This is a genomic window from Mycobacterium sp. NGS33 (assembly GCF_059812885.1).
On sequence record NZ_JCALDN010000005.1, the window covers coordinates 159512 to 185257 of the forward strand.

Annotated in this window: 26 protein-coding genes; 15 read left to right on the forward strand and 11 right to left on the reverse strand. The window is 67.0% G+C overall.

The features are described 5' to 3' along the window. The first annotated feature begins 23 nt into the window (after positions 1-23). From AC5Y5B_RS12665 to AC5Y5B_RS12690, 6 genes are all read left to right on the forward strand, one after another. On the forward strand, positions 24-1178 hold the full coding sequence (locus AC5Y5B_RS12665) for a hypothetical protein (protein ID WP_500005526.1): 1155 nt from the start codon (positions 24-26) through the stop codon (positions 1176-1178). Positions 1179-1327: 149 nt separating this feature from the next. Further along, the gene (locus tag AC5Y5B_RS12670; protein WP_500005494.1) at positions 1328-2167 is read left to right on the forward strand and encodes a sensor domain-containing protein; all 840 of its coding nucleotides are present in this window, start codon (positions 1328-1330) and stop codon (positions 2165-2167) included. A gap of 12 nt (positions 2168-2179) precedes the next feature. Further along, positions 2180-3178, forward strand: a complete 999-nt coding sequence (locus AC5Y5B_RS12675; RefSeq protein WP_500005495.1) for a sensor domain-containing protein — start codon at positions 2180-2182, stop codon at positions 3176-3178. 118 nt (positions 3179-3296) lie between these two features. After that, entirely contained in the window at positions 3297-4193 is an 897-nt protein-coding gene (locus tag AC5Y5B_RS12680; protein WP_165821857.1) for a sensor domain-containing protein, read from the forward strand. Positions 4194-4305: 112 nt separating this feature from the next. Further along, positions 4306-5160, forward strand: coding sequence for a sensor domain-containing protein (locus AC5Y5B_RS12685; RefSeq protein ID WP_500005496.1), 855 nt, complete (start codon positions 4306-4308; stop codon positions 5158-5160). 115 nt (positions 5161-5275) lie between these two features. Next, the gene (locus tag AC5Y5B_RS12690; RefSeq protein ID WP_205869184.1) at positions 5276-6157 is read left to right on the forward strand and encodes a sensor domain-containing protein; all 882 of its coding nucleotides are present in this window, start codon (positions 5276-5278) and stop codon (positions 6155-6157) included. A gap of 11 nt (positions 6158-6168) precedes the next feature. Here AC5Y5B_RS12690 and AC5Y5B_RS12695 read toward each other — a convergent pair whose 3' ends face one another. After that, positions 6169-6924, reverse strand: a complete 756-nt coding sequence (locus tag AC5Y5B_RS12695) for a cutinase family protein (RefSeq protein ID WP_289176541.1) — start codon at positions 6922-6924, stop codon at positions 6169-6171. Positions 6925-7156: 232 nt separating this feature from the next. Here AC5Y5B_RS12695 and AC5Y5B_RS12700 point away from each other — a divergent pair, with 232 nt between their 5' ends. Both AC5Y5B_RS12700 and AC5Y5B_RS12705 read left to right on the forward strand, forming a co-directional pair. Further along, complete coding sequence (locus AC5Y5B_RS12700; RefSeq protein ID WP_112634347.1) at positions 7157-7399, forward strand: acyl carrier protein; 243 nt, start codon at positions 7157-7159, stop codon at positions 7397-7399. Positions 7400-7675: 276 nt separating this feature from the next. Next, positions 7676-9163 carry a flavin-containing monooxygenase gene (locus AC5Y5B_RS12705; protein ID WP_500005497.1) on the forward strand — a complete coding sequence of 496 codons (1488 nt, stop codon included), beginning with the start codon at positions 7676-7678 and terminating at the stop codon, positions 9161-9163. Positions 9164-9166: 3 nt separating this feature from the next. On the opposite strand, the gene AC5Y5B_RS12710 is transcribed toward AC5Y5B_RS12705, so the two are convergent. The 4 genes from AC5Y5B_RS12710 to AC5Y5B_RS12725 form a co-directional block, all read right to left on the reverse strand. Further along, on the reverse strand, positions 9167-9571 hold the full coding sequence (locus tag AC5Y5B_RS12710; protein ID WP_240631816.1) for a hypothetical protein: 405 nt from the start codon (positions 9569-9571) through the stop codon (positions 9167-9169). A gap of 79 nt (positions 9572-9650) precedes the next feature. Beyond that, positions 9651-10193: an ester cyclase gene (locus AC5Y5B_RS12715; protein WP_112634349.1), complete on the reverse strand. Its 543-nt coding sequence runs from the start codon at positions 10191-10193 to the stop codon at positions 9651-9653. A 92-nt stretch (positions 10194-10285) separates the two neighbouring features. Further along, positions 10286-11593 carry a cytochrome P450 gene (locus AC5Y5B_RS12720; RefSeq protein ID WP_112634350.1) on the reverse strand — a complete coding sequence of 436 codons (1308 nt, stop codon included), beginning with the start codon at positions 11591-11593 and terminating at the stop codon, positions 10286-10288. A gap of 36 nt (positions 11594-11629) precedes the next feature. Then, the gene (locus AC5Y5B_RS12725) at positions 11630-11977 is read right to left on the reverse strand and encodes an MmpS family transport accessory protein (RefSeq protein WP_205869168.1); all 348 of its coding nucleotides are present in this window, start codon (positions 11975-11977) and stop codon (positions 11630-11632) included. A gap of 91 nt (positions 11978-12068) precedes the next feature. Here AC5Y5B_RS12725 and AC5Y5B_RS12730 point away from each other — a divergent pair, with 91 nt between their 5' ends. After that, a complete protein-coding gene (locus AC5Y5B_RS12730; protein WP_500005498.1) occupies positions 12069-13154 on the forward strand; it encodes an NAD(P)H-dependent amine dehydrogenase family protein in 1086 nt (361 codons plus the stop codon). 107 nt (positions 13155-13261) lie between these two features. Next, positions 13262-15025: an Hsp70 family protein gene (locus tag AC5Y5B_RS12735; protein WP_500005499.1), complete on the forward strand. Its 1764-nt coding sequence runs from the start codon at positions 13262-13264 to the stop codon at positions 15023-15025. A gap of 30 nt (positions 15026-15055) precedes the next feature. Here AC5Y5B_RS12735 and AC5Y5B_RS12740 read toward each other — a convergent pair whose 3' ends face one another. The 4 genes from AC5Y5B_RS12740 to AC5Y5B_RS12755 form a co-directional block, all read right to left on the reverse strand. Next, positions 15056-15430: a hypothetical protein gene (locus tag AC5Y5B_RS12740; protein WP_500005500.1), complete on the reverse strand. Its 375-nt coding sequence runs from the start codon at positions 15428-15430 to the stop codon at positions 15056-15058. A 72-nt stretch (positions 15431-15502) separates the two neighbouring features. Continuing rightward, entirely contained in the window at positions 15503-16600 is a 1098-nt protein-coding gene (locus tag AC5Y5B_RS12745) for a class I SAM-dependent methyltransferase (protein WP_500005501.1), read from the reverse strand. A 44-nt stretch (positions 16601-16644) separates the two neighbouring features. Continuing rightward, a complete protein-coding gene (locus AC5Y5B_RS12750) occupies positions 16645-17268 on the reverse strand; it encodes an MBL fold metallo-hydrolase (protein WP_112634355.1) in 624 nt (207 codons plus the stop codon). Continuing rightward, positions 17268-18353, reverse strand: a complete 1086-nt coding sequence (locus AC5Y5B_RS12755) for an S-(hydroxymethyl)mycothiol dehydrogenase (protein WP_112634356.1) — start codon at positions 18351-18353, stop codon at positions 17268-17270. The genes AC5Y5B_RS12750 and AC5Y5B_RS12755 overlap by 1 nt, the downstream gene beginning before the upstream one ends. A gap of 78 nt (positions 18354-18431) precedes the next feature. Between AC5Y5B_RS12755 and AC5Y5B_RS12760 the strand changes: the two genes are divergently transcribed. The 3 genes from AC5Y5B_RS12760 (at position 18432) to AC5Y5B_RS12770 (ending at position 20972) form a co-directional block, all read left to right on the forward strand. Further along, positions 18432-19490 (forward strand): class I SAM-dependent methyltransferase, encoded by a 1059-nt coding sequence (locus AC5Y5B_RS12760; protein ID WP_112634378.1) that lies wholly within the window; start codon positions 18432-18434, stop codon positions 19488-19490. Next, positions 19490-20308, forward strand: a complete 819-nt coding sequence (locus AC5Y5B_RS12765; protein WP_500005502.1) for a serine hydrolase domain-containing protein — start codon at positions 19490-19492, stop codon at positions 20306-20308. Before AC5Y5B_RS12760 ends, AC5Y5B_RS12765 begins: the two co-directional genes overlap by 1 nt. A 151-nt stretch (positions 20309-20459) precedes the next feature. Then, positions 20460-20972 (forward strand): DUF3145 domain-containing protein, encoded by a 513-nt coding sequence (locus AC5Y5B_RS12770; RefSeq protein ID WP_083067022.1) that lies wholly within the window; start codon positions 20460-20462, stop codon positions 20970-20972. A 110-nt stretch (positions 20973-21082) separates the two neighbouring features. On the opposite strand, the gene AC5Y5B_RS12775 is transcribed toward AC5Y5B_RS12770, so the two are convergent. Both AC5Y5B_RS12775 and AC5Y5B_RS12780 read right to left on the reverse strand, forming a co-directional pair. Then, positions 21083-22048, reverse strand: a complete 966-nt coding sequence (locus AC5Y5B_RS12775) for a diacylglycerol kinase (protein WP_430919759.1) — start codon at positions 22046-22048, stop codon at positions 21083-21085. Next, positions 22003-23583: an FAD-binding oxidoreductase gene (locus AC5Y5B_RS12780; RefSeq protein ID WP_500005527.1), complete on the reverse strand. Its 1581-nt coding sequence runs from the start codon at positions 23581-23583 to the stop codon at positions 22003-22005. The genes AC5Y5B_RS12775 and AC5Y5B_RS12780 overlap by 46 nt, the downstream gene beginning before the upstream one ends. A gap of 47 nt (positions 23584-23630) precedes the next feature. Between AC5Y5B_RS12780 and AC5Y5B_RS12785 the strand changes: the two genes are divergently transcribed. Together AC5Y5B_RS12785 and AC5Y5B_RS12790 are read left to right on the forward strand one after the other, a co-directional pair. Beyond that, positions 23631-24200 (forward strand): TetR/AcrR family transcriptional regulator, encoded by a 570-nt coding sequence (locus AC5Y5B_RS12785; RefSeq protein WP_112634359.1) that lies wholly within the window; start codon positions 23631-23633, stop codon positions 24198-24200. After that, positions 24197-25738 carry a glycerol-3-phosphate dehydrogenase/oxidase gene (locus tag AC5Y5B_RS12790; RefSeq protein ID WP_500005503.1) on the forward strand — a complete coding sequence of 514 codons (1542 nt, stop codon included), beginning with the start codon at positions 24197-24199 and terminating at the stop codon, positions 25736-25738. The genes AC5Y5B_RS12785 and AC5Y5B_RS12790 overlap by 4 nt, the downstream gene beginning before the upstream one ends. The last annotated feature ends 8 nt before the right edge of the window (positions 25739-25746 follow it).

Genomic DNA, 25746 nt, shown 5'->3' on the forward strand with positions numbered 1-25746 from the left:
CCGCGCCCGCCGTCCCGGCGATATTGACCAAATGCCCACGGTGCTTTGCGCTTTTGGATCCCGACCACCACTTGTGGACATTGGCGCCCACCAGCGGTGCGCCGCGCTATCACGACGAGGTCGGCTCGGCGTTCCTGGGCGCCAAAGCCGACATCGGGCCGATGTTCCGGTGGGATCGCCCGCCCGGGTACCACGGCCCGCCACCGCCGAACATCGCCGCGCAGGCGCTGCGTGGTCCCGTCCTCGAGATCTGTCCGGTCTGCCACTTCACGCTGCCCGATCGATGGCGCGAGGGTCAGGCGTATTGCATTGCGATGGCGGGGGCGCGCGCGACCGGGAAAAGCCTTTACATCGCCGTGCTGGTCCGCCAACTGCAGTTGTTGTGCGAGCACCTCGGATTCGCGATGGCGCCCGCGACGCGCTCGACGGCCGTCGCGTACACAACCCATTACGAGACACCGCTGTTCGTGCAGCGCGGCCTGATCCCGCCGACGCCGACCATCATGACCCAGACGTCCACGCAGCGCGAGCCACTGATCTTCAGCCTGGGCACCTGGCATCGGGTGCAGCGTTACCTGGTGCTGCGCGACGTCGCCGGCGAGGACATGGAGTCCGGGAATCTCCATTCCCCGCCGTTTCGGTTCTTCAGCAACGCCGAGGCCGTGTTCTTCATGTTCGATCCGCTTCGGGTGCAATCCATTCGCGATCAGCTCCAGGACCTGCTGCCCCCGCAGATGGTGAGCGGGGGAGACCCGAGCGGCGTGCTGAACAACGTGATGATGGCCATCGGGTCCGGTGAACCGCGACTGGCGGTCATCTTGTCGAAGTTCGACGCGTTGCGCGCTCTGCGTGATGTCGACGGCTCCGAGTGGAGCATGGTGATGTCCAACGCCGGCGCCGCGTATCTGCGCGATCCCTCGGATTCGGTGCTTTACGACGACAACGACGGTCAACTGCTGCACGAAGAGGTGCGCAGCCTGCTGACCCGGCTCAACGCCGGATCGATCATCGCCGGCGTCGAAAACCCCTCCACTCCAAGGCGGTTGAGGCACCGGTTCTTCGTCGTCTCGGCGCTTGGCCAGCCACCGAGCGGGCAGCGGCTGCACGCCCGGGGCATCGCGCCGTTCCGCTGCGTGGACCCGGTCCGTTGGGTGACCTCGAGTTTCGGTGTGCTCTAGGTATTCGTGCGGCGAATATGACGATCCCCCCTCAAAATCCCTTCGAGCACAACCCGTTTGGCGGCACGCCGTTCGGGGCTAGCCCGTCCGGGCCTCCGGTGTATTCGGCGGCACCCGGGCCGCCGCCGGATCGCCCACCGGTCAACGCCTTGGCGACGTTGTCGGTGGTGTTCGCGTTTGTGTTCGCGCCCGTCGGGGCGGTGCTGGGGCACTTGGGGCTTCGGCAGATTCGGCGCACCGGCGAGCGCGGGCGTGACCGCGCGTTGGTAGGGACGGTGCTGTCGTATGCGGTGATGATCGCCGTGGTGGGCGTCTTGGTGGTGTGGTTGACCCGGTCCGAGAGCACCCCCGCCCCCAGTGGGGCATCTAGTAGCGTCACAGCGCACCCCACCGTTGCGCCCTCCGATCTGGCGAACTTGGAACCTACCCTCGACGACGTCAAAACCATTACCGGGGACCAGCTTCTGATCATGGGCGAGGTGTTGCACCGGCCCAACATGGGCAACGCGATGGGTCAAACCCTCGACCGTCCTGAGTGCAAAGTCGCGATCGACGCCGGGATTCCGGACTCTTACAATGCCGGAGTGATGCTCGGCTTCTATATGCCGGCGTTCATCGACCGAGGCGACCCGTACAACACGGTCGCGGTCGGCTCGGCGGTCACGGCCTTCCTTGACCCGGCCACCGCGCAAGCCCAACAGGCGAACATGCTGTCGACCTGGAGCAAATGCGGCGCGGGCTCGTCGGTGAAAGTAACGTTTCCCGATGGGCGACCGTTCACGTTTCAAGTGAGGGGTCCGAATCCGATGAATAACGGCCTCACCACTATGGAATTCGCTACCGAGACCGAGTTGTCGGTGCACGCCGTCGCGACGAAGTCCAACGTCGTCATCGACCTGTTGGTGTCGTATACCGGAAATGGCATTGACCGCGCCCGCCAGACGGCGGTGGATGTAGCCAACCAGATCCTCAACAAGATTCCGGGCTGACGGGACCGAGCCATGACCAACCCACAGGAACCGTTCGGGCCGAACACCTTCGGCGGGAATCCCTATGGCGGTGCCCCGTATGGGGGAATGCCGCCGGTCTACACGGCGCTGCCGCCACAGCGGCCGCGCCCCAACATCTTCGCGACACTGTCGGTGGTGTTCGCCTTCGTCTTCGCCCCCGCCGGGGCGGTGCTGGGGCACGTGGGCCTGGCGCAGATACGCCGCAGCGGCGAACGAGGGCGCGACCGCGCGATCGTCGGCCTGATGCTGTCCTATGCCGTCATCACGCTGACGGTGGTGGGCCTGGTCGCATGGGCGACCCAGTCCGACAACGACTCATCTCGAACAGTGTCCCGGCCCAGCGCGCCAGCCTCGACCGGCGCCGGCTCGGCGCCGCCGTCGCCCCTCGTCACCCCGACGGGGCTACCCGGATTGCTGCCGACGATCGACGACGTCAAACGCTTTATGGGGGACCCCAATCTTGTTGCCCTGCCACCCACGTTCAAGCCGGGCCCCGATTCCGACAGCGCATCGGTGGATCGCCCCGAGTGCTGGCCGGTCATGGGCGGGGGCGCCCCGAACACCGACACGCAGGCCCTGGTCGGTTACTACGGTTTGGTCCTGATCGACGACCACGACATACCCGCCCTCAAGGAAGCGGGGCAGGTGCTGATGGCGTTCCGGGACCCGCCGACCGCGCAGCGTCAGTTGGCGAATCTGGTGTCGATATGGCGCAAATGCGGCGGATCGACGATGAACATCCTTCCACCTCCCGGCAAGCAGGCGGCGCCGGTCGCGGTCTCGATGGGTGTGCCCTCCGACGCCGGAAACGGCATCACCGCCATGGTGTTGACCGCGCAGGGCCCAGTGCTGCGGTCGCGCAACGACCGAGCGATCGTGGCCAAAAACAACGTGGTCGTGGACATCAATGTGGTGCTGGTGGACACCGACCGCGGCCAGCAGGCCGCACTCGACATCGCAAACTACATCCTGGGCAAGATCCCGAGTTGAGCTGATGACTAATCCCTTTGCCGGCCCCAACCCGTTTCAGCCGAATCCGTTCGGCGGAGGGGTTCCAGGTCAGCCACCGCCACCGCCACCGCCGGCCCCTCCGCGTGACGAGGCGAATATGTTGGCGACATTGTCGGTGGTGTTCGCGTTCGTCTTCGCCCCTGCGGGTCTCATCTTGGGGCACTTGGGATTAGCGCAGATTCGCCGCACCGGCCAGCGCGGTCGCGATCGCGCCTTGGTCGGGGTGACGCTGTCGTACGTGTTCATCGCCGTAGTGGTGGTCGCGTTGATCGTCCGGGCCATGCTGCCTGACAGCGCCCCAACGCACGTTGCGGTACCGGCCACCACGACGACGAAGCCCCCATCCGGTACCACACCGCGCCCGGCCGCTCCGCCAAGACCTCCAATTGTGACTCCGTCGGACCTGCCCGGTCTGCTGCCGAGCCTCGATGAGGTCAAAAACATTACGGGGGACCAGGTTCTGGTGGGGTACGAGCCAACATCCCAACCGGGAAGTAAGTACCAACTCGTCAACCGCCCCGAGTGCTCAGCAGTCTTCGCGGCAGGCGCACCGAACACCTACGACATGCAAGGCGCCCTGCGCTACTACGCCACCATGATGATGGAAACAAATAATCCGCGCACACCGACCGAGGCTGGTCAAGCGGTCGTGGCGTATCGCGATGCGGCAGCGGCCCAAGCGCAATTGGAAAAGATCCAGGCGATCTGGCATCAATGCGCCAACTCTGCCATGACTCTGCTCCCCGCTCCCGACAAAAAAGGGAATGTAGCCGTCGCATTGACGGTGATGACGCCCGTTGATGCTGGTGGCGGTATCTCCACCATCGAGGTGATAGCGCAGCAACTGTCACCACGGTTGGGCACCTACCGAGCGATCGCCGCGAAAAACAATGTCCTGGTGGATGTGATGATTCTCATGGCCGAAACAGTCGGCCGCGGTCCGCACGCCGCGCTAGACATCACCAACTTCATCCTCAACAAGATCCCGGGCTGAACACATGACAAATCCGTTTGGCGCCAGCCCGTTTCAGCCGAATCCATTCGGTGGACCTCCGCCCGGTCCACTGCACCCGCCTCCGCAGATCCCTCCGCGTGACGAGGCGAATGTGTTGGCGACGCTGTCGGTGGTGTTCGCGTTCGTCTTCGCCCCTGCGGGTCTCATCCTGGGCCACTTGGGATTAGCGCAGATTCGCCAGACCGGGCAGCGGGGGCGCGATCGCGCGTTGGTCGGGGTGACACTGTCGTATGTATTCATCACCGCACTGGTGGTTGCCTTGATCGTCGCGGCGATCATGCCGGATTCCAACCCGACTCGCCTTGCAATACCGATGACCACGACCACCACAAAGCCACCGCCGCCCACCGTGGCACCGGCCGACATGGACGGCTTGCTACCGACCCTTGACGACTTCAAGCACTTCACGGGCGACGACGCACTGACCATTCGTGCCACAAAACATCTGCCTACGCCGGATCCGCTGCGGGGACCAACTGATCGCCCCGACTGCTGGGGTGTCTTCGAGTACGGCGCCCCAGAGGCTTACGACGTTGGAACCATCGTCGGCTACTCCGAGTCGGTTTTTTCCGACATTCACGATCCCTTGAACCAATGGAGTCTTGGCGGGGCCGCCGCGGCATTTCACGACTCGGCGGCGGCAGCGGCTCAGGTTGCGAAGCTGCAGTCGATCTGGCGCAAATGCGGTGGCTCGACGAGCCACGACACCGAGTCCGACGGACGAACCACCGAGGTGGACATCAAGCCACCGTCCGACACCGGCAACGGCATCACGACCATAGAAACCGTGAGCCACTTTCCAATACCCGACTACGGCGTCCGCGCGATCGCCGCTAAAACCAACGTGGTCATCGACGTCGGGGCATGGTCGACGGCAAGCGCCGACCGCAGCCGGGAGGTCGCTCTGGCAATCACCAACTTCATCCTCAACAAGATCCCGGGCTGAGCACATGGCAAATCCCTTCGGTACCGGCCCGTTTCAGCCGAATCCGTTCGGCGGACCTCCGCCCGGTCCGCAACACCAGCCGCCACCTCCGGGCCCGCCTCGTGATGAGGCCAATGTGTTGGCGACGCTGTCGGTAGTGTTCGCGTTCCTCTTCGCCCCCGCGGGTCTCATCCTGGGGCACTTGGCCTTAGCGCAGATCCGCCGCAGCGGCGAGCGCGGCCGCGATCGCGCTCTGGTGGGCGTGACGCTGTCGTATGTGTTCATCACCGCGGCAGTGGTCGCGCTCATCGTCCGCGCGATGTTTCCCGACGCGACTCCAGCCGCGGCCCCGGCGACCACCACGACCACGGCGCCGACCATCACGACGACGACCCGCACAACGCCGCCCCCACCCCCCACCGTCGCGCCGGCCGATGTCGACGGGCTACTACCCAACCTCGAGGACGCCAGGAACATCAGCGGCGACCCGGCCATGAAAGCTGATGCGACAGTCCACCAACCGGGACCCGACCCGCAGCGGGGGCACATCGACCGAACCGATTGTTGGGCAGTGATGGAGACCGGCGCCCCGGAGGCCTATGACGTCCCGGCCATCGTGGGATTCGCCGGATCAGCCTTTTCCGACAACCACAACTTGCACCACCAATGGGTCGTGGCTCAAACGGTCTCGACATATCACGACGCGCCGGCCGCTCAGACCCAGCTGAACAAGCTGTTGTCGAATCTGCGTCAATGCAGCGGCACCACCATCAACGCGACGTGGCCGAACGGCAGGACATACCCGTTGGCTGTGGAACCGCCTGCGGACGCTGGCAACGGCATCACCACGGTGGCGCACGTACTGCAATCGGCCGATCGCATTTACTGCGTCCGTGCCGCGGCGGCCAAGGCCAACGTGGTCATTGACGTGGACACGTGCTCCAACGACGGGCCCGACCCCAGCCAGCACGCCGCGCTCGCCGTCACCACCCTGATCCTCGGCAGGATCCCCGGCTAGCCCGCGACTCCTCAGCCGCCAAAACCGGCCGGAGGCGCCGCGACCGGAGCCGGACCACCCAGGCCCAGGTGGCTGGAGGCGAACGCGACTCCCTTGTCGATCATCGCGCCGTCGTCGGCGTAGGTGTTGTGCGCGGCGAAGTTGAGGCCGTCGGAGCAGACGGGGTCTTCGGTGGCGCACACCTTGATGGTCTTGTCCTGGTACAACGGGCCAATTTCCACGGGCGGTTCGTTGAGGAAGTTCATTGCCCGCACGTTGGGCATGCCGAACAGCACGACCGAGGAGACGTGGTTGGCCACGTCGGGGGACAGCGGTTTGGGCACGGTGTTGGGGTCGATGCCGTCGGGCACGGCGGCTGAGGTGACAAAGCCCATCACGGCCGCGCCCTGGGAGTAGCCGCCGAGCACCATCTTGGTGTTGGGGCAGTCGTGGGCCATCGAATTCACGTGGGCGCCCGCGTCTCTGACGCCGTCGATGCCGGTCGCCCATTGATCGCTGGCGGGGTAGTTGACGGGGTAGACGTCGAAGGACCGTCCGCCCACCCGTTGGTGCAGCGCGTCGACGAAGGCCTGACCGGTGGGGCCCACGCCCGGCGCTTCACCGGTGCCGCGGGCGAAGACCACCTGCACGTCCGGACACTGGGCCGACGCGGAGGGGATCACGGAAGCGGACAGGGCCGAAACGGCCACGCCCGACGCTGCGAGAACTACTGCTGGACTAAGGATACAAACGATGTGACGTGCCATCATGGCGTCCAAAATGCCCATGCAAGCCCCTCCCAAACTGTCAACTTGCCAACCATTTCGTGATGATTTCCTGTATACCGGGGCGCTGCGATTGACGGTGGATAGCGGCAGCGTCGCCGCGATCGGACCGACCCCGTAGCGCAGTCGGGTTGCCTACAAAAAACACTTTAAGGCGTCGTTTGATGTTGTCCATTCCGGGTAGCCCGAAACCGCGAGTACCGGATTCGGCACTCATTGTCTGAAAGGTGGCGACATGGCAACGGGTGAAACAGGTTTCAACGACGTGACCTTCGATCTTATTTCCGTTCAATACCACTCGCTGAAGGCCGGGCATGATTACGGCCAGTATGTGCGCGACGCGAAGAACGCCGGTTTGGATGAAGTCGCGTCTTTCTTCAGCGACGTGATGGCTCAAGACTCCGAGCGCGCTCAGCGGTGCCACGAATTCCTGGGCCAACTGCAGGCAACGGCTGCCGCTGGACCGGCCACAAGATAAGAACTCGGGTGCCCGCCAGGGTTTTCGCGCGGAGCTAAATCGGTGGCGCAGCTCGACGCCGGTCGCCTCCTCGGCGTTGCCGGCGGGGCGTTTCCGCAGGTGACGGCGCGGAGGCCGGGTCTGATAGACCCATCGATGAGTTACCGCACGTGTGTCAGCAAGGTCACATACTGGCAAAGCTCGGATGCGCGCGGCGTGGCGTCCTATTAGAGTTGCGTATCTTAGGGAAAGCTTATGATTCGTTAAGTATGCAAACAGGTAGCACGGAGCAAGGCTGTGGACACGGACCGTTTCGACGCGATCATCGTCGGTGCAGGCTTCGGCGGCATCGGCGCCGCTATTCAGCTCAAGCGCCTCGGGTTTGAGAACATCGTCATCCTCGAGCGCGAGGACGACTTGGGGGGCACCTGGCACGTCAACCACTACCCCGGTATCGCCGTCGACATCCCGTCGACCACGTACTCGTACTGGTTCGAACCCAAGCCGGACTGGTCACGGCTGTTCGCGCCGGGCGCCGAGGTCAAGCAATACGCGGGGGACGTAGCCGACAAATACGACGTGCGCCGCCACATGCGGTTCAACACGACCGTGGAAGGCGCCCAGTGGGATGAGGACGCCCAGGTGTGGCGGGTGGCGCTGGCCGGCGGCGAAACGCTGACGACCCGGATCCTGATCACCGCCACCGGTTTCCTCTCCCAGCCCCGCATGCCGGACATCCCGGGCATTGCGCGCTTCCAAGGCAAGGTGGTGCACACCACCGCGTGGGACCACGGCTACAGCTACCAGGGGCGGCGCATCGCCGTCATCGGGACCGGGGCATCCGCCGTGCAGGTGGTTCCGGAGCTGGCCAAAGAGGCCAAAGAGCTGACCGTCTACCAGCGCACCGCGACCCACGTGATACCCAAGGTCGACTTCGAGTTCTCCCCCGCCGTGCGGCGCCTGTTTGCGCGAGTGCCCGCGGCCCAGCGGGCGCTGCGGTGGGTGACCGACATCATCCTCGAGATCATTATGGTCGTGGGGGCGTTGCACTTTCGCGAGTCGCGAGGCCGCGGGAACATCTCCGCATCCGACCTGGCGAAGATCAATCGGTTCCGGTGGATCCGGGACAAGGACCTGCGCGCCAAGCTGACGCCGGACTACGACCTCGGCTGCAAGCGTCCCACTTTCTCCAATACCTTCTACCGGGCGTTCACCAAGCCGCACGTGCGGCTGGAGACCAACTCGATCGCGCGGATCGAGGCCGACGGCATCGTCACCACCGACGGGCGCAAGACGGTCATCGACACCCTGGTCCTGGCGACCGGCTTCGATCTGTGGGAGGCCAACTTCCCGGCCATCGAGGTGGTCGGCCGCAAGGGCCGCAACCTGGGTAAGTGGTGGCGAGAGACCAGGTTCCAGGCCTACCAGGGCGTGTCCATGCCCTACTTCCCGAACTTCCTGGGACTGGCAAGCCCGTTCGCCTTCTCCGGACTCTCCTTCTTCCACACCATCGAATACCAGATGCGACACATGGACAGGTTGCTCGGCGAGGTCAAGCGTCGCGGTGCGACGACCTTCGAGGTAACCGAAGACGCCACCGACCGGTTCATGGAACGGATGACAAAGCGGCTGGACAATTCGGTGTTTTACGCCGGCAACTGCGCGACGTCGCGTTCGTACTACTTCAGCCCCAGCGGTGAGGCATCGCTGCTGCGGCCGACATCGACACTCAACTCGGTGCGCGAAGCCCGGGAATTCCCGCTCAGCGACTACGTGATCGCCTAGCCCTCAGTGCCGCGCGGATCCGGTCAACGGTTGTCCGTTGGCGGATTGCAACAGGCAGATGACGGTGCTCGGGGTGGGGTTGGCGCCGGTGCGGTCCTGATTCGAGTCGATGAGATAGGTGATCGAAAACCGGCTGCCAGCAACGGGTTGGCCGGTGTACGGGGCGAACCCGGCGGCGCAATCGCGATTGGCGACGGTGGCGATGGCGGCGTCGACGGCCATCGGAGCCCGCAGATAAACCTCGGCTAAATGCGCTGTCGCACAGTCGACGACCGTGACGTTGACGCGACTTCCGTCGGCCGGCGGCAGGTCGGTGACGCACTCGCCGGCCCGCAGGTCGATCCACTTCTCGGTATGGGCGCCCGGTTGCAAAGGGGCGGCGGTGGCCATCGCGCAGGAACCGAACATGGCCGCGGCGATCAGCCCGAACACCGTGTGCAGGCGTGAAATCCGCATCGCGGCCTCCTTTGCCCCTTAGCGGTGAAGTTTAGGCGGTGTGGGTCAGCGCCGGGTCCGGTTTTTCCGACGACATCGACAGGAATCCGCGCAGGCAACGCGCGGCCAGCCACCAGTTCGCGGGCTTCTTCATGTCGAGCCCACCGAGCAGCTGTTTGATCATGGTCAGTGTGTCGAAGTAAATGCGTTCGCAGACAAGCGTTTCCGTGTCGTCGAAAACGAAGTACGCGGTCATGCGGACCCGGAACCTGCTGCCCGTGGGCGGGACCTTGCCCAGATAACCCCGGTGCGTGCCCATCAGCCAGAACTCGACGATCACCGCATCGGCGCTGTGGCGCAGCGCGATGATTTCATGGTCCTGATCGGGGAATGCGGTCCGCGTGTAGGCGTAGTAGTCGCGCACCGCCGCATCGCCGTCGTGCACGAGCATCTGCGGGATCAACTCGTAACGCGGATGGGGGAAGGTCGACAAGACGTCATCCCAGGCGTGGCGGACCTCGTCGTGGAAGTGGTCGAGCACGAGTTTCTGGCGGGCGGCCAGCACCTCAGCGGCGGGAAACGCGGGAATGGTCACGTCGATCAGCGTAGGCCCGAAACCGATAGCGCATGCCCTATCGGCCTGGAGCAGGCGATATTGCCTTGATACAGAGGCTAACTGGGATGCGCCTACCGCGGCGGTGTCCAGGCCACCGGCAGTGATTTGATGCCGTGGATGAACTGCGACAGCAGTCGCGCGGGCTCGTCCGTCGCGACGATGTCTGGTATCTCGCGGCGCAATTCGTCGAAGACGACCCTGATCTCACGTCGAGCCAGGTTGGCGCCCAGGCAGAAATGGGCGCCGCCACCGCCGAAGCCGAAGTGCGGATTGGGGGTGCGTGCCACGTCGAAGACCCAGGGATTCTCGAACGTCGACTCGTCGCGATTGGCCGAGTTGTACCACAGGGTGGCCTTGTCGCCGGCCTTCATCTTGGTGCCGCTGAGTTTGAAGTCGCGGGTCAGGGTGCGTCGCATGTACACCACCGGGGAGGCCCACCGCACGATCTCCTCGACCGCGGTGGGGGTTAGGCGATCGAAGTTCGACCACCACTTCTGCCGCTCGGCGGGATAGCGCGACAACGCCAGCACGCCGTGGCTGATCGCGTTGCGCGTGGTCTCGTTGCCGGCCACCACCAGCAGGATGAAAAACGACGCGATCTCCGTGGAGGACAGGCGTTCCCCGTCGACCTCGGCTTCCACCAGGGCGGTGGTCAGATCGTCGTGGTGATTGGACCGCCGGTCTTCGGCCAGCGCGCTGGCGTAGGCGCCGATGTCCATCGAAACCTGAAGGAATTCCTCGAAATCCGTGGCCAGGTCGGGGTCGCCGAACCCGAGAATCACGTTGGTCCAGTGGAATATGCGTTGATGGTCCTCTTCGGGGATGCCCATCATGTCGCAGATGACCTGCAACGGCAGCGGGCCGGCGAGCTCGCTGACCAGCTCGGCCTCCCCGTCGGGATGGTTGGCGACCAGCGACGCGACCAGCCGACGGGCCCGCTCCCGCACCGAGGCCTCGATGCGGGCCACCACCTTCGGGGTGAACGCGCGGCTGACGATCGAGCGCAGCCGCTGGTGTCGGGGATCGTCGAGCACGATCATCGAGCCGAAGTATTCGCTGATCTCCGGGGTGTTGTCGTTGATCGTGATGTTGGGGCTGGAGCTGAAAATGTCCGGGTGGCGGCTCGCGAAATGCACGTCGTCGTGTTTGGTCAGCGCCCAGTGCCCGTCGCCCGGTTCGAAGCCCTCGTACTCGACCGCGGGCCAGAACGAGATCGGCGCCTCGCGGCGCAGCGTGGCGAAGGCGCCGTCGCGGAAGTCGTCGTCCAACTCCCAGAAGGCCAGCGACTCCAGATGGATGTCGGCGAGCGCAATGTCGGGCGGGGGCGTCCCGTTCGTCCGCGGCGCCAAGCCCTTCTTGGGACCCGTCTTGAGGCTCACCTAGACCTCCTTCGTCGTGAAAGGGGGAGCGCTGGGTCAGTGCGTACAGATGGTCCGGGCGGGCGTGCCGGTGGTTGCCGTCGCGGCGCTCACCACGTTGCCGTCGAGCAGGATCTTGCAGGAGATGGGGCCCGGTCCCTGAGCGCTGACGGTGAACACCTCGCCGCCATAGCCGGTGAACTCCGTCGACCAGGGCAGCGGCGCATTCACCTGGTGCAACTGGCCGTTGTCGGTTTGGTAGTAGATGAACTCGGCGACCGCCGGCCCGTTGATCTCGTAGCGGACCTTCGGCATCTGGGGGAGGGCGTCGGCCACGCCGCATGCGTTCGCGAATCCGAAACCGACGGCCAACAGGACCGAAGGTCCGGCGAGGTGCTTCGTCATGAATTGCATCGTGTCACCACGAGCGGCGGTAGGGAAGCTTATGGTGAAGCCCGAAGCGGGGGCCGGTGAGGCGGAAAGGTGGCGTCAAAGCATGGCGGAACACGGCTCGAAGCGTGTGGTGGTCTACGGAACCGGCTTCGTCGGCAAGATGGTGATCGCCGAGATCGTCAAGCATCCGTTGTTCGAGTTGGTGGGCGTCGGCGTGAGCAACCCGGCCAAGGTCGGGCGCGATGTCGGCGAGATCTGCGGGTTACCCGAACCCGTCGGCATCGCCGCGACCGACGACGTCGAGGCCCTGATCGCCCTGAAACCCGACGCGCTGGTCCACTACGGCCCGACGGCGATGCACGCCAAGGAGAACATCTCGCTGATCACCCGGTTCCTGCGCGCCGGCATCGACGTGTGTTCGACGGCGATGACGCCGTGGGTATGGCCGACCATGCACCTCAACCCGCCGAACTGGATCCAGCCGATCACCGAGGCGTGCGAGCTGGGGGAGTCGTCCTGCTTCACCACCGGCATCGATCCGGGATTCGCCAACGACCTGTTCCCGATGACGTTGATGGGCCTGTGTTCCGAGGTGCGGCGGGTCCGCGCGTCGGAGCTGCTGGACTACACCAACTACGAGGGCGACTACGAATTCGAGATGGGCATCGGCCGCGAGCCCGAATTCAAGCCGATGCTGGAAGACCGCGACATGTTGATCTTCGCGTGGGGCGCCACCGTCCCGATGATCGCGCACGCCGCCGGCATCATGCTCGACGAAATCACCACCACCTGGGACAAGTGGGTGACCCCGACGGAGCGCAACTCGGCGAGGGGCGTCATCAAGCCAGGGCACGTGGCCGCGGTCCGGTTCACCATCAACGGTGTCTACCAGGGCGAGACCCGAATTCAGCTCGAACACGTCAACCGCATCGGCTTGGACGCGGCCCCGGACTGGCCGACGGGTCACGACAATGACGTCTACCGGGTGGACATCGAGGGGACCCCGAGCATCTTTCAGGAGACCGCGTTTCGGTTCACCGACGGTTCGGGCCGCGACGCGGCCGCTGCCGGCTGCCTGGCGACCGGGCTGCGGGCGCTCAACGCCGTGCCGGCGGTCAACGATTTGCGACCCGGCTGGGTCACCCCGCTCGACCTGCCGCTCATCGCCGGCGAAGGCAACATCCGGTGACCGGCGCACAGCGGGCGCATAGCCGCCGCAGACCCGCAATACAGGTTGGGGCGGCACAATAACGGCTAGCCGGATGCGAGTTGGTGCTGCGGATACGGGGATTTCCAATGGGTGATGGAGTCGGGACCGCGCTGGGCTTATCGATCGGCGCCACCAACCTGGCAGCGGTGACCTCCGACAACGCCATCACCCGCAAACCCGTCCTGACGTTGTATCCGGATCGTCTCGCCGAGATCGGCGTCCCCGCGGAAAATCCCAGACTGCAGGGGCCCGGAGTGGTGATCACCGGCTTCGTCAACCGCGTCGGCGACCCGCGACCCGTCGTGGCGGTCGACGGCTCGGTGCACCGCAGCGAGATGTTGGTGGCCGATGGGCTGCGCGCGCTCGCCTACGCCGCCACCGGGGGCCGGCCCCTGCCGGACAACATCGCGGTCACCTATCCGGCGCACTGGGAGTCGCACGCGGTGGACGCCCTTGGCGCCGCGCTGGGTGAGACTCCGGAATGGTCGCAACGAGCGCGTCCCATCCTGCTGATTCCCGACGCCGCCGCCACACTGCTCGCCGTGCGGACCAACCCGGGCATCCCGCCGAGCGGGACTGTCGCGGTCTGCGATTTCGGCGGTAGTGGCACCAACATCACGCTGCTGCACGCCGACGGTGACTACCACGCGTTGGCCCCGACGGTTCGGCACCGCGACTTCTCCGGCGACCTGATGGATCAGGCACTGCTGAGCGTCGTTATCGCCAACATGCCGACCACCGGGGCGTTCCCCACGGGCAGCGCGGCGATCGGCTCCCTGAGCCGGCTGCGCAGCGCATGCCGGTCCGCCAAGGAACAGCTGTCCTCGGGCACGACGGCCACGCTGACCGACGGGCTGACCGGAACGCGCGGCGAAATCCGGATCAGCCGACACGAACTCGACGACGCCATCCGGCCCTCCCTGAGCGGCATGATCGCGCTGTTGGACGAAACGTTGACGCACAACGGGATTCGTGACCTCGTCGCCATCGTCTCGACGGGTGGCGGGGCGAACCTGCCGACCGTGACCACCACGCTATCGCGGCACTTCCGCGTTCCCGTCGCCACCACGCCGCGCCCTCAACTGGCGGCCGCCGTGGGGGCCGCGCTGCGGATGGCGCAGGGCCCCGGTGATGCCGGCGCCACACTCTCGGCGCCCGCCATTTCCGCCGCGACGGCCCGGGCGGCGGTGCGCCCGGACCCGCGCCCGGAAGCGACCGCCACCTCGCAAGCGCCGCCCCCCGACCCGACGCAGGCGGAGATGGCTCGCGCGTGGTCGGCGACCGGTCACAACTCGCGGGTCAGCGCCGCCGCCGTGACTCCGACGGCTGGCCCACCGGCGTCGGAGGCCGAGCCCGCACCCGAGACGCCCAAACGCAAAGGGCTGTTGTTCCGGTGGCATCTGCTGCCGGCGGCCGCGATCGTCATCACCGTCGCGGCCGTGCTGCTGGTGGGCACCGCCGTGGCGATCGGACTGAGCTCGCACAACAAGGCGGCGACCTCTCCGGCGCCGGCCGTGAGCTCGACACCGGTGGCCCCGCCGCCGGCTCCCAAGAGCGCCACCGCAGAGCCGGCACCGCCGCCACCGGACGTCCCGGTGCCGTCCACCTCGGACACCGCCCCGCCGGCCGAGACCGAGACCCCGACGACCACCACGCCGCGGGCGACGCCGCAGGCCGCGCCTCCGCCGGCGCATCCGGCGACCCCGCACCGGGTGGCGGCCCCGCCGGTGGTGCCACCCATTCCGGGCGTCGACGCGCCGATTCCCGGCCTGGACCGGGTCAACCAGATCCTTCAGGAGATCGAGGGCAACCTGGGCATCACGGCGCTGGGGCCTATCCCCGCTCACTGAGCCCGTCGAAACCGGGAATTCCGGCTCAGCTCAATCCTTTTCGCCCTTGTTCTCTTCCTGGGCGGCTTCTTTGAGCTTCTCGTTGAGGGCCTTGTCCTTTTCGATCTGGTCCTTCAGTTCCTGTTCGTCGCGCCCCTCGTCGGCCTCGGTCTCGGCCTGCGAGCCCTCGCCCGATCCCCCGCCCTCGGGCTCTTCGTGCTTGGGATTGCCGTCGTCGTCGAGCCACTCGTTGACCGCCGTGCCGGATACGCTTCCGCCGGTGCCGGGCAACACGATCGTGGGTTTGTCCTCGTAGGCCTCCATCATCTTGGCGGCCTCTTGTTTGTCGTCCTCGTCAGGCTCCGGCTTCTCGGTCAGCCGCTGCTCGTCGTCTTGATCAGCCGATTTATCGTCCTGCACGCTCATGCGTCTACCCCCTTGCAGTCGCAGGTTCGACGATTGCAGGGGGTTACCCGCTGCGTGGTTATGCCGAAACTCTCATGGGCGCGAGGCGTCGCGCTTGACCAGCACGACCAAGGCCTGCGGGATCCGCATCGGCTCGGGTGCGCTTGACAGGCGCTCGGCCACGGCGCGCTCCAGCTGCTCGGCGAAGCGGGTGGCCCGCTCGTCGCGGATCCCGCCGTCGAGTGCGGTCAGCAGCGATCCGAACAGCGCGGACCGGGCGAAGGCCGCCCACTGCGCGCCGAAAGCCTCGGCGTCGTGATCCAACTGGTAGCGAGCCCAGAATCGATCCTCGGCGTTGAACATCTCGAGGTGCTCGATCATCAGGCCTTCGAACCGCCCCTTCGGCGCAAACGGGGCGCGGAAGTCCTTTTCGGCACGGGCGAACGTGGGAATCGTCATGCGCCGCACCTCATCCGAGCGCAGCAGACCGTCGCGCACCTGATCGGCCAGCGCCGCGACGATGGCATCGAGCAGCGGGGCGAAGCCCGCCGTCCCGTCCTCGTCGGCGGCCAGCGTCAACGCCACCAGCCGGCCCTCGGGAGCCAGCTCGCGTCCGCGGAACGCGACGAAATTATGCCAATCCAGCGCGGCCTGATCGGCGTACGCCGCCTGCACCGCGTCGTCCTTGGTGCGCGAGACGTGCACGTGATCGTGCACCTCGCACGGTGTCCGGCGCAGCCAGTGGGTCGCCCAGGACGTCCAGCCCAGGTTGACCGTCTTGGACGGCACGATCTGGTCGTAGAACGACCGGCCGACCGCCGAGGTGAACGTCGCCGTGTCGGAGTGCAGGTAGCTCTCCGGGTCGTCGGCCACCGTCTCGAACAGCGCCGCGAAGTCGTTGCCCGGTACATCGGTGTGCGCCACCAGGATTGCGTGGTCGTGTCGCGTGCGCCGGCGCAGCACCGCGATGCCCGCCGACAACGGCCGCAGCGAATTGTGGCCGTTGGCGGCGCCGTAGTCGGCGATGACGATCGGTTGCGGCGGCTTGGGCAGCGCCACCTGTTCGGCGGCCCGCTCGAACACCGCGATCGCCTGCGCCAAACCGGCGGCCCGCAGCCGCGACGCCTCGGTGTAGGACGGCTCGGGCCGCACCACAATGCTCGATTCGGGCATCCGGGGTTCGGGCGGCATGGATCAACGATAGTGGCCGCGCCGGTGGTCAGCTCGGCAGCGGATCAGTGGCCGCGGGCCACCCATTCTTCGTAGTGCACGATTTCGTCGCCGATGGTGGTGCTGTCGCCATGGCCGGTGTGCACGACGGTGTCGCCGGGCAGCGTGCCGAGCCGACCGGAAATCGACTGCAGGATGGTTCCGAAGTCCGAATAGGAGCGCCCGGTCGCGCCGGGGCCGCCGGAGAACAGGGTGTCCCCGCTGAAGACGACCCCCAGTTCCGGGGCATACCAGCACACCGATCCGGGGGAGTGGCCGGGCGTGTGCAGCGCCAGCAGCTCGGTGCCGGCGACATCGAGCGTGTCGCCGTCGGCGATCAGCCGGAAGTCCTTGTCCGGGTGCGTCATTCGCCACAGCACGTCGTCGGCGGGGTGCAGCAGCACCGGGGCGTCGAGGGCGGCGCCCAGTTCGGGCGCCACGGTGACGTGGTCGTTGTGGCCGTGGGTGCACACCACCGCGACCACATTGCGCTTACCGACGGCCGCCAGGATCGGCTCGGCGGAATGCGCGGCGTCGAACACCACGACGTCGGAGTCGTCGCCGACGATCCAGATGTTGTTGTCGACTTCCCAACTGCCGCCGTCGAGTTCGAAGGTGCCGTGGGTGACCAACCGTTCGATGCCCGCCATCAGAGCACCACCACCGAGCGCAGCACCTCGCCGCCGTGCATCTTCTCGAATGCTTCCTCGATGCCCTCTAGCCCGATGCGCTCGGAGACGAACTGCTCCAGCGGCAGCCGGCCCTGCAGATACAGGTCGATCAACGTGGGGAAGTCGCGCTCGGGCAGGCAGTCGCCGTACCACGACGACTTCAATGCCCCGCCGTGGCTGAAGAAGTCCACCAGCGGCATGTCCAGGCGCATGTCGGGTGTCGGAACCCCAACCAGCACAACGGTTCCGGCGAGGTCGCGCGCGTAGAAGGCCTGCTTCCAGGTTTCGGGCCGGCCCACCGCGTCGATCACCACGTTGGCGCCGAACCCGTCGGTGAGGTCCTGGATGGTCTTGACCACGTCCAGCTCGCGGGCGTTGACGGTGTGCGTGGCGCCGAATTTGCGGGCCCAGTCCAGTTTGGTGTTGTCGGTGTCCACGGCGATGATCCGCCGCGCACCCACCAGCGCCGCGCCGGCGATCGCGGCGTCGCCCACACCGCCGCAACCGATTACCGCGACGGTGTCGTCGCGGGTGATGGCGCCGGTGTTGATCGCCGCGCCCAGCCCGGCCATCACACCGCAGCCCAGCAGGCCCGCGACCGCGGGGTCGGCCTCGGGATTGACCTTGGTGCACTGGCCGGCCGCCACCAGCGTCTTGTCGGCGAACGCGCCGATGCCCAGCGCGGGTGTGAGCTCGGTGCCGTCGGTCAGCGTCATCTTCTGGGTGGCGTTGAAGGTGTCGAAGCACAGGTGCGGGCGGCCGCGCTTGCAGGCCCGGCACTGCCCACATACCGCGCGCCAGTTCAGGATCACGAAGTCGCCCGGCGCGACGGCGGTCACGTCCGGCCCGACGGCCTCCACCCGGCCGGCCGCCTCGTGGCCGAGCAGGAACGGGTACTCGTCGTTGATGCCGCCCTCGCGGTAGGTCAGGTCGGTGTGGCACACCCCGCAGGCGATGACGTCGACCAGAGCCTCACCGGGACCGGGGTCCGGGACGACGATGTCGACCAACTCGACCGGCTCGCCCTTCTTGCGTGAAATCACGCCGCGCACTGTCTGACTCATGAGCTCCAACCTAGGGGTTCGCCGCCATACATCTTTCGGCGGGCTGTCCACCCAGGAACCGGTGTAGCGTCCGTGGGCGTGACGGCTTTGGAAAGCACCGAAGAATTCACCGAAAGAATAACCGCGGCAATCGACGGCGCCAGCCTGACGTTGTTGCTCAGCATCGGGCATCAGACCGGTCTGCTGGACACGATGGCCGGGCTGGCGCCGGCCACCAGTACGCAGATCGCCGAGGCCGCCGGGCTCAACGAACGTTACGTCCGAGAGTGGCTGGCCGGCATGACGACCGGACGCGTCGTCGACTACGACCCCGACGCCGCCACCTACTCGTTGCCCGCGCAGCGCGCCGCCGTGCTGACCCGCGCGGCCGGACCGGACAACCTGGCCCTGGTGACCCTGCTCGTCCCGGTGCTCGCCGAGGTCGAACAGAAGATCATCGGGTGCTTCCGCGCCGGCGGCGGGCTGCCGTACAGCGAGTTTCCCCGCTTCCACGCGTTGATGGCCGAGCAGAGCGGCGTGGTCTACGACACCGCGTTGGTCGACGTGGTGCTGCCGTTGGTGGACGGACTCGTGCAGCGGCTGCAGTCCGGCGCCGACGTGGCGGATTTCGGCTGCGGCAGCGGACACGCCATCAACGTGATGGCACAAGCGTTTCCGGCCAGCCGCTTCACCGGCATCGACTTTTCCGAGCAGGCCATCGCCACCGGCGTTCGGGAGGCCGCCGAGCGGGGGCTGTCCAACGCGGCCTTCGAAAGCCACAATCTCGCCGAGCTGGACAAGGCGGAGGCCTACGACGTCATCACGGTCTTCGACGCCATCCACGATCAGGCGCAGCCGGCGCAAGTCCTGCGCAACATCTACCGGGCGCTGCGGCCCGGGGGTGTGCTGCTGATGGCCGACATCAAGGCGTCGAGCCGGCTCGAGGAGAACATCGGCGTGCCGATGAGCACCTACCTCTACACCACGTCGCTGATGCACTGCATGACGGTGTCGCTGGCGCTGGACGGCGCCGGACTGGGTACCGCCTGGGGCACGCAACTGGCCGTCTCGATGCTGGGCGACGCCGGATTCGACGACGTGCGGGTGGCCGAGATCGAGTCGGACCCGATCAACAACTACTACATCGCCCGGAAGTGATGGCGGCCCTCGATGCCCTGAACGACTGGCCGGTCGGGGCCGCCGCCGCAGCGGTGGTGGGGCCGGGCGGCGTGCTGGCCAGCCACGGCGACACCGCGCGGGTGTTCGAGCTGGCCTCGGTGACCAAGCCGCTGGCGGCCCGGGCCGTGCAGGTCGCCGTCGAGGAGGGCGCGCTCGACCTCGACACGCCGGCCGGCCCGCCCGGCGCGACCGTCCGTCATCTGCTGGCCCACACCTCGGGCCTGTCGATGCACGACGACCGGGTGCTGGCCGCGCCCGGCGCCCGCCGGATCTACTCCAACCAGGGCTTCACCGTGCTGGGCCAGAGCGTGGAGCGGGAGACCGGCATCGAGTTCGCTCGCTACCTGACCGAGGCGGTGTGCGAACCGCTCGGCATGGCGGCCACGCGCTTGGAAGGCGGCGCGGTGGCCGCCGGTTTCGGGGCGCGGTCGACGGTGGCGGATCTGGCGGTGTTCGCGGGGGACCTGCTGCGGCCGGTGACGGTCTCAGAAGCCCTGCATACCGAGGCGACGACGGTGCAATTTCCCGGTCTGGACGGGGTGCTACCCGGTTACGGGGTGCAGCGGCCCAACGATTGGGGTCTGGGTTTTGAGCTCCGAGACGGCAAAACTCCGCACTGGACGGGCGCGCGCAACTCGGCGCGAACGTACGGCCATTTCGGCCAGGCGGGCGGCTTCATCTGGGCAGATCCCGAAAAAGAGCTGGCCCTGGTGGTCCTGACGGACCGCGATTTCGGGGAGTGGGCGCTGCGGCCGTGGCCGGCGATTTCCGACGCCGTGATAGCCGATTACAGCTAGTGGGAAATGCACACTAGCGCAACAGGGGTATCACAAGGCACAATAGACACGCACGACACAGAAAAAATGAAGATTTTGAGCTAGCTGCCCTGTTTGTCGGGTCCGCAGGTCGTTGGGGAAGACGTCCCTCGTGGAACCGAAGGAGCAGGAAATGCGAGCGTCGAATCAATTCGCCGACGTGACGACAGGCGTGGTGTACGTGCACGCTTCGCCCGCGGCGGTTTGCCCGCATGTCGAGTGGGCGTTGTCGTCGACCCTGGGTGCCAAGGCGAATCTGACCTGGACGCCCCAGCCGGCGATGCCCGGTCAGCTGCGCGCGGTCACCAACTGGGTCGGGCCCGTGGGCACCGGCGCCAAGCTGGCCAACGCGCTGCGGTCCTGGTCCGTGCTGCGCTTCGAGGTCACCGAGGATCCCAGCCCCGGCGTGGACGGCCACCGGTTCAGCCACACCCCACAGCTCGGCCTGTGGAGCGGGGCGATGAGCGCCAACGGCGACGTCATGGTCGGCGAGATGCGGCTGCGGTCGATGATGGCCCAGGGCGCCGACACCCTGGCCGCCGAACTCGACTCGGTGCTGGGCACCGCCTGGGATGAGGCGCTCGAGGCCTACCGCGACGGCGGCGACGTCGGCGAGGTGACCTGGCTCAGCCGGGGGGTCGGTTAGCCGATCGGCAGCGTGGTCGCGCCTCTCTGGAAGCAGCGGACGACTCTGGAAAGCGCTAGCACATCCGCTAGCGCTTTCGAGTGCGCGATCATGGTCCTCAGAGACCGGCCCTATCGTTTGGCCGGGCGCAGGATCTGCACCGCGCCCGGCACCACCGAGATCTCGGCCGGTAGCGCGCAGGCGAAGTCGCCGTCGGCGTAGACATTGATCCCGGGGCACTCGACCCGAATGGACGTGGCCCGAGCCGTGCTCACCTCGTCGAGCGTGACGTGAGTCCCCTTCATCACGGTGGGAAACAGGCGGACCAATTTGGTCCGCGACGCCTCGTGCACCATCGTGATGTCCAGCAGGCCGTCGGTGTAATCGGCGCCGGGGCAGATCTGCATCCCACCGCCGTAGCTGCGGGTATTGCCGAAGGCGGCCAGCGTGATATCGGCGTCGACCTCCTTGGTGCCGTCGAGCACCAAGCGAAATGGCAAGAGCCGCAATTGGGACAGCTCGGCGAGCATCGCGACGTAGTACCGCAACCGCCCGTGCGGCCAGCTCATCCGGTTGGCGCGATCGGTGACCAGCGAGTCGAAGCCGGTGGCCGCCACGGTGCCGAACCACTTCTCGCCGCCGCCGTCATCCCGAATCAGGCCCAGGTCAATGGATTCCGCGCACCCGTCGATGACGATGTCCGCGGCGGCCTCGGGGTCCTTGGTGGGGATGCCGAATTCACGGGCGTGATCGTTCCCGGTGCCGGCCGGAATCAGGCCCAACGGAATGTCGGTGCCCGCCAGCACCTGCAGGGCATTGGAAACGACGCCGTCGCCCCCGGTCACCATCACCGCGTCGGTGCCCTTCTCGATGGCCGCTCCGACCAGATGGCGCGCGTCTTGCGCATCGTCGCCGATGATTTCGACGACCTCCACACCCCGGCGGTGCAGCCGGGCGATCGCGAGCTGGGCGGCGCGTACCGCGGCGCCGTGCCCCGACACCGGGTTGGTCAGCGCGATCACCTTGCCGATTTCTCGGCGACGCAGCGGTGTCACGGAATTAGCTTGCCGGGATTGAGAATTCCGGCCGGATCCAATGTCGCCTTGACCGCGCGTAGCACCTGCACTCCCAGCTCGCCTATCTCGTCGCGCATCCACGGTCGATGGTCGACGCCGACCGCGTGGTGGTGGGTGATCGTCCCGCCGGTGGCCATGATGGCATCCGACGCGGCCTTTTTGGCGGCTTTCCATTGTTCGATCGGATTGCCCCGCTGGCCGGCGACGACGGTGAAGTACAACGAGGCGCCGGTGGGGTAGACGTGCGAGATGTGGCACATCACCAGAGCGGGCGTGCCGGTCGCGGCGAGCGCGTCGGTAAGTGCTTGGGTCACAGCGGTTTTCAGGGCGGAGATGTTCGACCAGTCGGTGGCGGTCTCTAGCGTTTCGCACAGCGCGCCGGCCGCGAGCAGTGAATCGCGCAGGTAGGGCGCGCCGAAGCGCCCGCGCTCCCAGGCCCGCGCCGGACCTTCGCCCAGCGAGGTTCCGCCCTGGGCCGCCAGCAGTGCGCTCGTTTCGGCGTGCCGGCTCTGGACGTGGTCGTCGGTGCCCTCGAACACGGTGATGGCCAGGCATCCGCCGGTGATCTGGGATTCGCCGATCGACTCGGTGGTGGCCAGGTTGACGCCGGTCTCGGCCTCGTCGGAGAGCCGAATGACCGTGGGGCCGGTGGCATTCTGGGTGACGGCGCGCAGCGCCGCGGCCCCGGTCTGGAAATCGGGAAACGACCACGCCTCGTAGCGGACGGTTTCCGGGGCGCGGTGCACCCGCAGCCGCACCTGGGTGATCACGCCCAGAGTGCCCTCAGAGCCGATCAACAGCTGACGCAGGTCGGGTCCGGCGGCCGATTCCGGTGCGCGACCCAGGTCCATGGTGCCCACCGGCGTGACCACGCGTAGGCCCCGCACCATGTCGTTGAACCGGCCGTAGCCCGCCGAGTCCTGCCCCGAGGAGCGGGTCGCGGCAAAGCCGCCGATGGTGGCGTACTCGAAGCTCTGCGGAAAATGACCGAGCGAAAAGCCTTGCGCACCAAGGAGTCGTTCGGCGTCCGGTCCGGTGACTCCCGCCCCGAAGACCGCCTGACCGGACACCTCGTCCAGCGTGATCAATCGATCGAAACGGCGCAGGTCCAGCGAGACGACGGCGGAGAACTCCGCGCGGACGGGATCGAGCCCACCGACCACGCTGGTTCCTCCGCCGAAGGGGACGACGGCGATGCGGTGTTCCGAGCAGTAGCGCAGGACGCGGGCCACGGCGTCGTCATCGCCGGGAAGCAGCACGGCGTCGGGCGCATCCTGCGGGCCGCGATCCGCGCGGTTGAGCAGGTCGATGGTGGACTTGCCGCCCGCGTGCAGCAACCGATCGGCATCGGCGGTGCGGCAATGCTCGGCGCCGACGATGGCAGCCAGCGCTTGCCGATCTGCCGCCGACAACGACGACGGCCGCAGTTCCACCTCCTCGGAGCGCAGTTCGGCCGTGCGGGACCCCTCGACCCCCACGGCCTGCTGCAGCAATGACCGGATCCCCTCCGAGAGCGGCTTGGCCGCGGCGGGATCGCCCCACGCGTTCCACTTCATCGGCGGGCGGAGCCCCTGGGGATGCGTCATGCGTTACAGTATTACACATGTTGTCAATCCGTAACGACGAGCTAGATACCGGAGAACGCATCCTCGCGGCCGCGGCCAGCTGCGTGGTGGATTTCGGCGTGGAGCGGGTGACCCTCGCCGAGATAGCCCGGCGAGCGGGGGTCAGCAGGCCGACCGTCTACCGGCGATGGCCGGACACGCAGTCGATCGTGGCGGCGCTACTGACCCAGCACGTCACCGAGGTGATGCGTGACGCGCCGTTGTTGGGAGACGACCGTGAATCGCTTGTGCGACAGATAGTTGCGGCGGCCGACTTGTTGCGTGCCGACCGATTGGTGATGTCGGTGCTGCACTCGGACCTCGCGTCGACGTACATCACCGAACGCCTGGGGACCAGCCAGCGCATGCTGATCGACGCCCTTGCCGCGCGGCTGCGGGTGGCCCAGCGCCACGGCAGCGTCCGGCTCGGGGACCCGGTCCAGATGGCGACCATGGTGCTGCTGATCGCGCAGTCGACCATCCAGTCGGCCCGGATCGTCGAGCCGATGCTCGACGGCGACGCGCTAACCACCGAGCTCGCCTACTCGCTGAACGGATACCTGTCGTGATACCTGATCCGACCGCCCTGAACGCCGCGCGCCGCGCCGCCGACCTGACCGCACTCGCCGACGGTGAGCCAGTGGACGTCGTGGTGATCGGCGGTGGCATCACCGGCGCCGGGATCGCGCTGGATGCCGCCGCGCGCGGGCTGCGGGTGGCGCTGGTGGAGAAACGCGATCTGGCCTTCGGTACCAGCCGCTGGAGCTCCAAGCTCGTCCACGGTGGACTGCGCTATCTGGCGACGGGCAACGTGGGCATCGCCCGGCGCAGCGCCATCGAGCGGGGAATCCTGATGACGCGCAACGCGCCTCACCTGGTTCATGCGATGCCGCAGTTGGTGCCGTTGCTGCCGTCGATGAGTCGGGGCAAGCGTGCCCTGGTGCGCGGTGGCTTCCTGGCCGGCGACGCGCTGCGGTTTCTGGCCGGCACCCCCGCCTCGACACTGCCACGCTCGCGGCGCATTTCGGCACAGCGCGTCGTGGAGATGGCGCCGACCGTGCGCCGTGACGGTTTGGACGGGGGCTTTTTGGCCTACGACGGTCAATTGATCGACGACGCTCGCCTGGTCACCGCCGTCGCCCGCACCGCGGCGCAGCACGGCGCGCGAATCTTGACCCATGTGTCGGCGTCGCGGGCCACCGGCACCTCCGTGCGGCTGACCGACATGCGCGGCGGTGAGTCGTTCGAGGTCTCGGCGGGCGCGGTCATCAACGCGGCCGGGGTGTGGGCGGGTGAGGTCGACGGCTCGTTGCGGCTGCGGCCCAGTCGCGGCACGCATCTGGTCTTCGACGCTGAGGCCTTCGGCAATCCGGCTGCGGCGCTGACCATTCCGATCCCCGGGGAGCTCAACCGCTTCGTGTTCGCGATGCCCGAACAACTGGGCCGGGTCTATCTGGGGCTGACCGACGAGGCGGCTCCCGGTCCCGTCCCGGATGTGCCCGAACCGTCGGTCGACGAGATCACGTTCCTGCTCGACACGGTCAACACCGCGTTGGGGACCGCGCTCACCGCCACCGACGTGATCGGCGCGTACGCCGGATTGCGGCCACTGATCGACACCGGCGAGGGTCGCACCGCCGACGTCTCGCGCGAACACGCCGTCGTCGAATCGGCGTCCGGGGTGATCAGCGTGATCGGCGGCAAGCTGACCGAATACCGTTACATGGCGCAGGACGTGCTGGATCGCGCCGTCCGGGTCCGGCGACTGCGCGCCGCGAAGTGCCGAACCCGCAACCTGCCACTGATCGGAGCGCCGGCCAATCCCGGCGTGATCGCGGCATCCGCCGCCGGGGTGCCGGATTCACTGGTGCAGCGCTTCGGCGCCGAGGCGCCCAAGGTGGTTGCCACCGCGGCCTGCGAGCGACCGACCGCGCCGGTTGCGGACGAAATCGACGTCAGCAGAGCTGAATTCGAATACGCGATAACGCACGAGGGCGCACTCGATGTCTCCGACATCCTGGATCGGCGCACGCGGATCGGGTTGGTGGCCCGCGACCGGGAGCGAGTGGTCGCCGTGGCCGAGGAGTTTCTGGCGCGCTTCGGCTAGGCCCGAGG

Bases quoted from the DNA above. Each gene is read 5' to 3' on its own strand.
- AC5Y5B_RS12675 (WP_500005495.1), top strand. From the start codon at position 2,180: ATGACCAACCCACAGGAACCGTTCGGGCCGAACACCTTCGGCGGGAAT.
- AC5Y5B_RS12680 (WP_165821857.1), top strand. From the start codon at position 3,297: ATGTTGGCGACATTGTCGGTGGTGTTCGCGTTCGTCTTCGCCCCTGCG.
- AC5Y5B_RS12695 (WP_289176541.1), bottom strand. From the start codon at position 6,924: ATGGGCATTTTGGACGCCATGATGGCACGTCACATCGTTTGTATCCTT.
- AC5Y5B_RS12700 (WP_112634347.1), top strand. From the start codon at position 7,157: ATGGCAACGGGTGAAACAGGTTTCAACGACGTGACCTTCGATCTTATT.
- AC5Y5B_RS12710 (WP_240631816.1), bottom strand. From the start codon at position 9,571: ATGTTCGGTTCCTGCGCGATGGCCACCGCCGCCCCTTTGCAACCGGGC.
- AC5Y5B_RS12725 (WP_205869168.1), bottom strand. From the start codon at position 11,977: ATGACGAAGCACCTCGCCGGACCTTCGGTCCTGTTGGCCGTCGGTTTC.
- AC5Y5B_RS12730 (WP_500005498.1), top strand. From the start codon at position 12,069: ATGGCGGAACACGGCTCGAAGCGTGTGGTGGTCTACGGAACCGGCTTC.
- AC5Y5B_RS12735 (WP_500005499.1), top strand. From the start codon at position 13,262: ATGGGTGATGGAGTCGGGACCGCGCTGGGCTTATCGATCGGCGCCACC.
- AC5Y5B_RS12740 (WP_500005500.1), bottom strand. From the start codon at position 15,430: ATGAGCGTGCAGGACGATAAATCGGCTGATCAAGACGACGAGCAGCGG.
- AC5Y5B_RS12745 (WP_500005501.1), bottom strand. From the start codon at position 16,600: ATGCCGCCCGAACCCCGGATGCCCGAATCGAGCATTGTGGTGCGGCCC.
- AC5Y5B_RS12750 (WP_112634355.1), bottom strand. From the start codon at position 17,268: ATGGCGGGCATCGAACGGTTGGTCACCCACGGCACCTTCGAACTCGAC.
- AC5Y5B_RS12755 (WP_112634356.1), bottom strand. From the start codon at position 18,353: ATGAGTCAGACAGTGCGCGGCGTGATTTCACGCAAGAAGGGCGAGCCG.
- AC5Y5B_RS12765 (WP_500005502.1), top strand. From the start codon at position 19,490: ATGGCGGCCCTCGATGCCCTGAACGACTGGCCGGTCGGGGCCGCCGCC.
- AC5Y5B_RS12770 (WP_083067022.1), top strand. From the start codon at position 20,460: ATGCGAGCGTCGAATCAATTCGCCGACGTGACGACAGGCGTGGTGTAC.
- AC5Y5B_RS12780 (WP_500005527.1), bottom strand. From the start codon at position 23,583: ATGAAGTGGAACGCGTGGGGCGATCCCGCCGCGGCCAAGCCGCTCTCG.
- AC5Y5B_RS12785 (WP_112634359.1), top strand. From the start codon at position 23,631: ATGTTGTCAATCCGTAACGACGAGCTAGATACCGGAGAACGCATCCTC.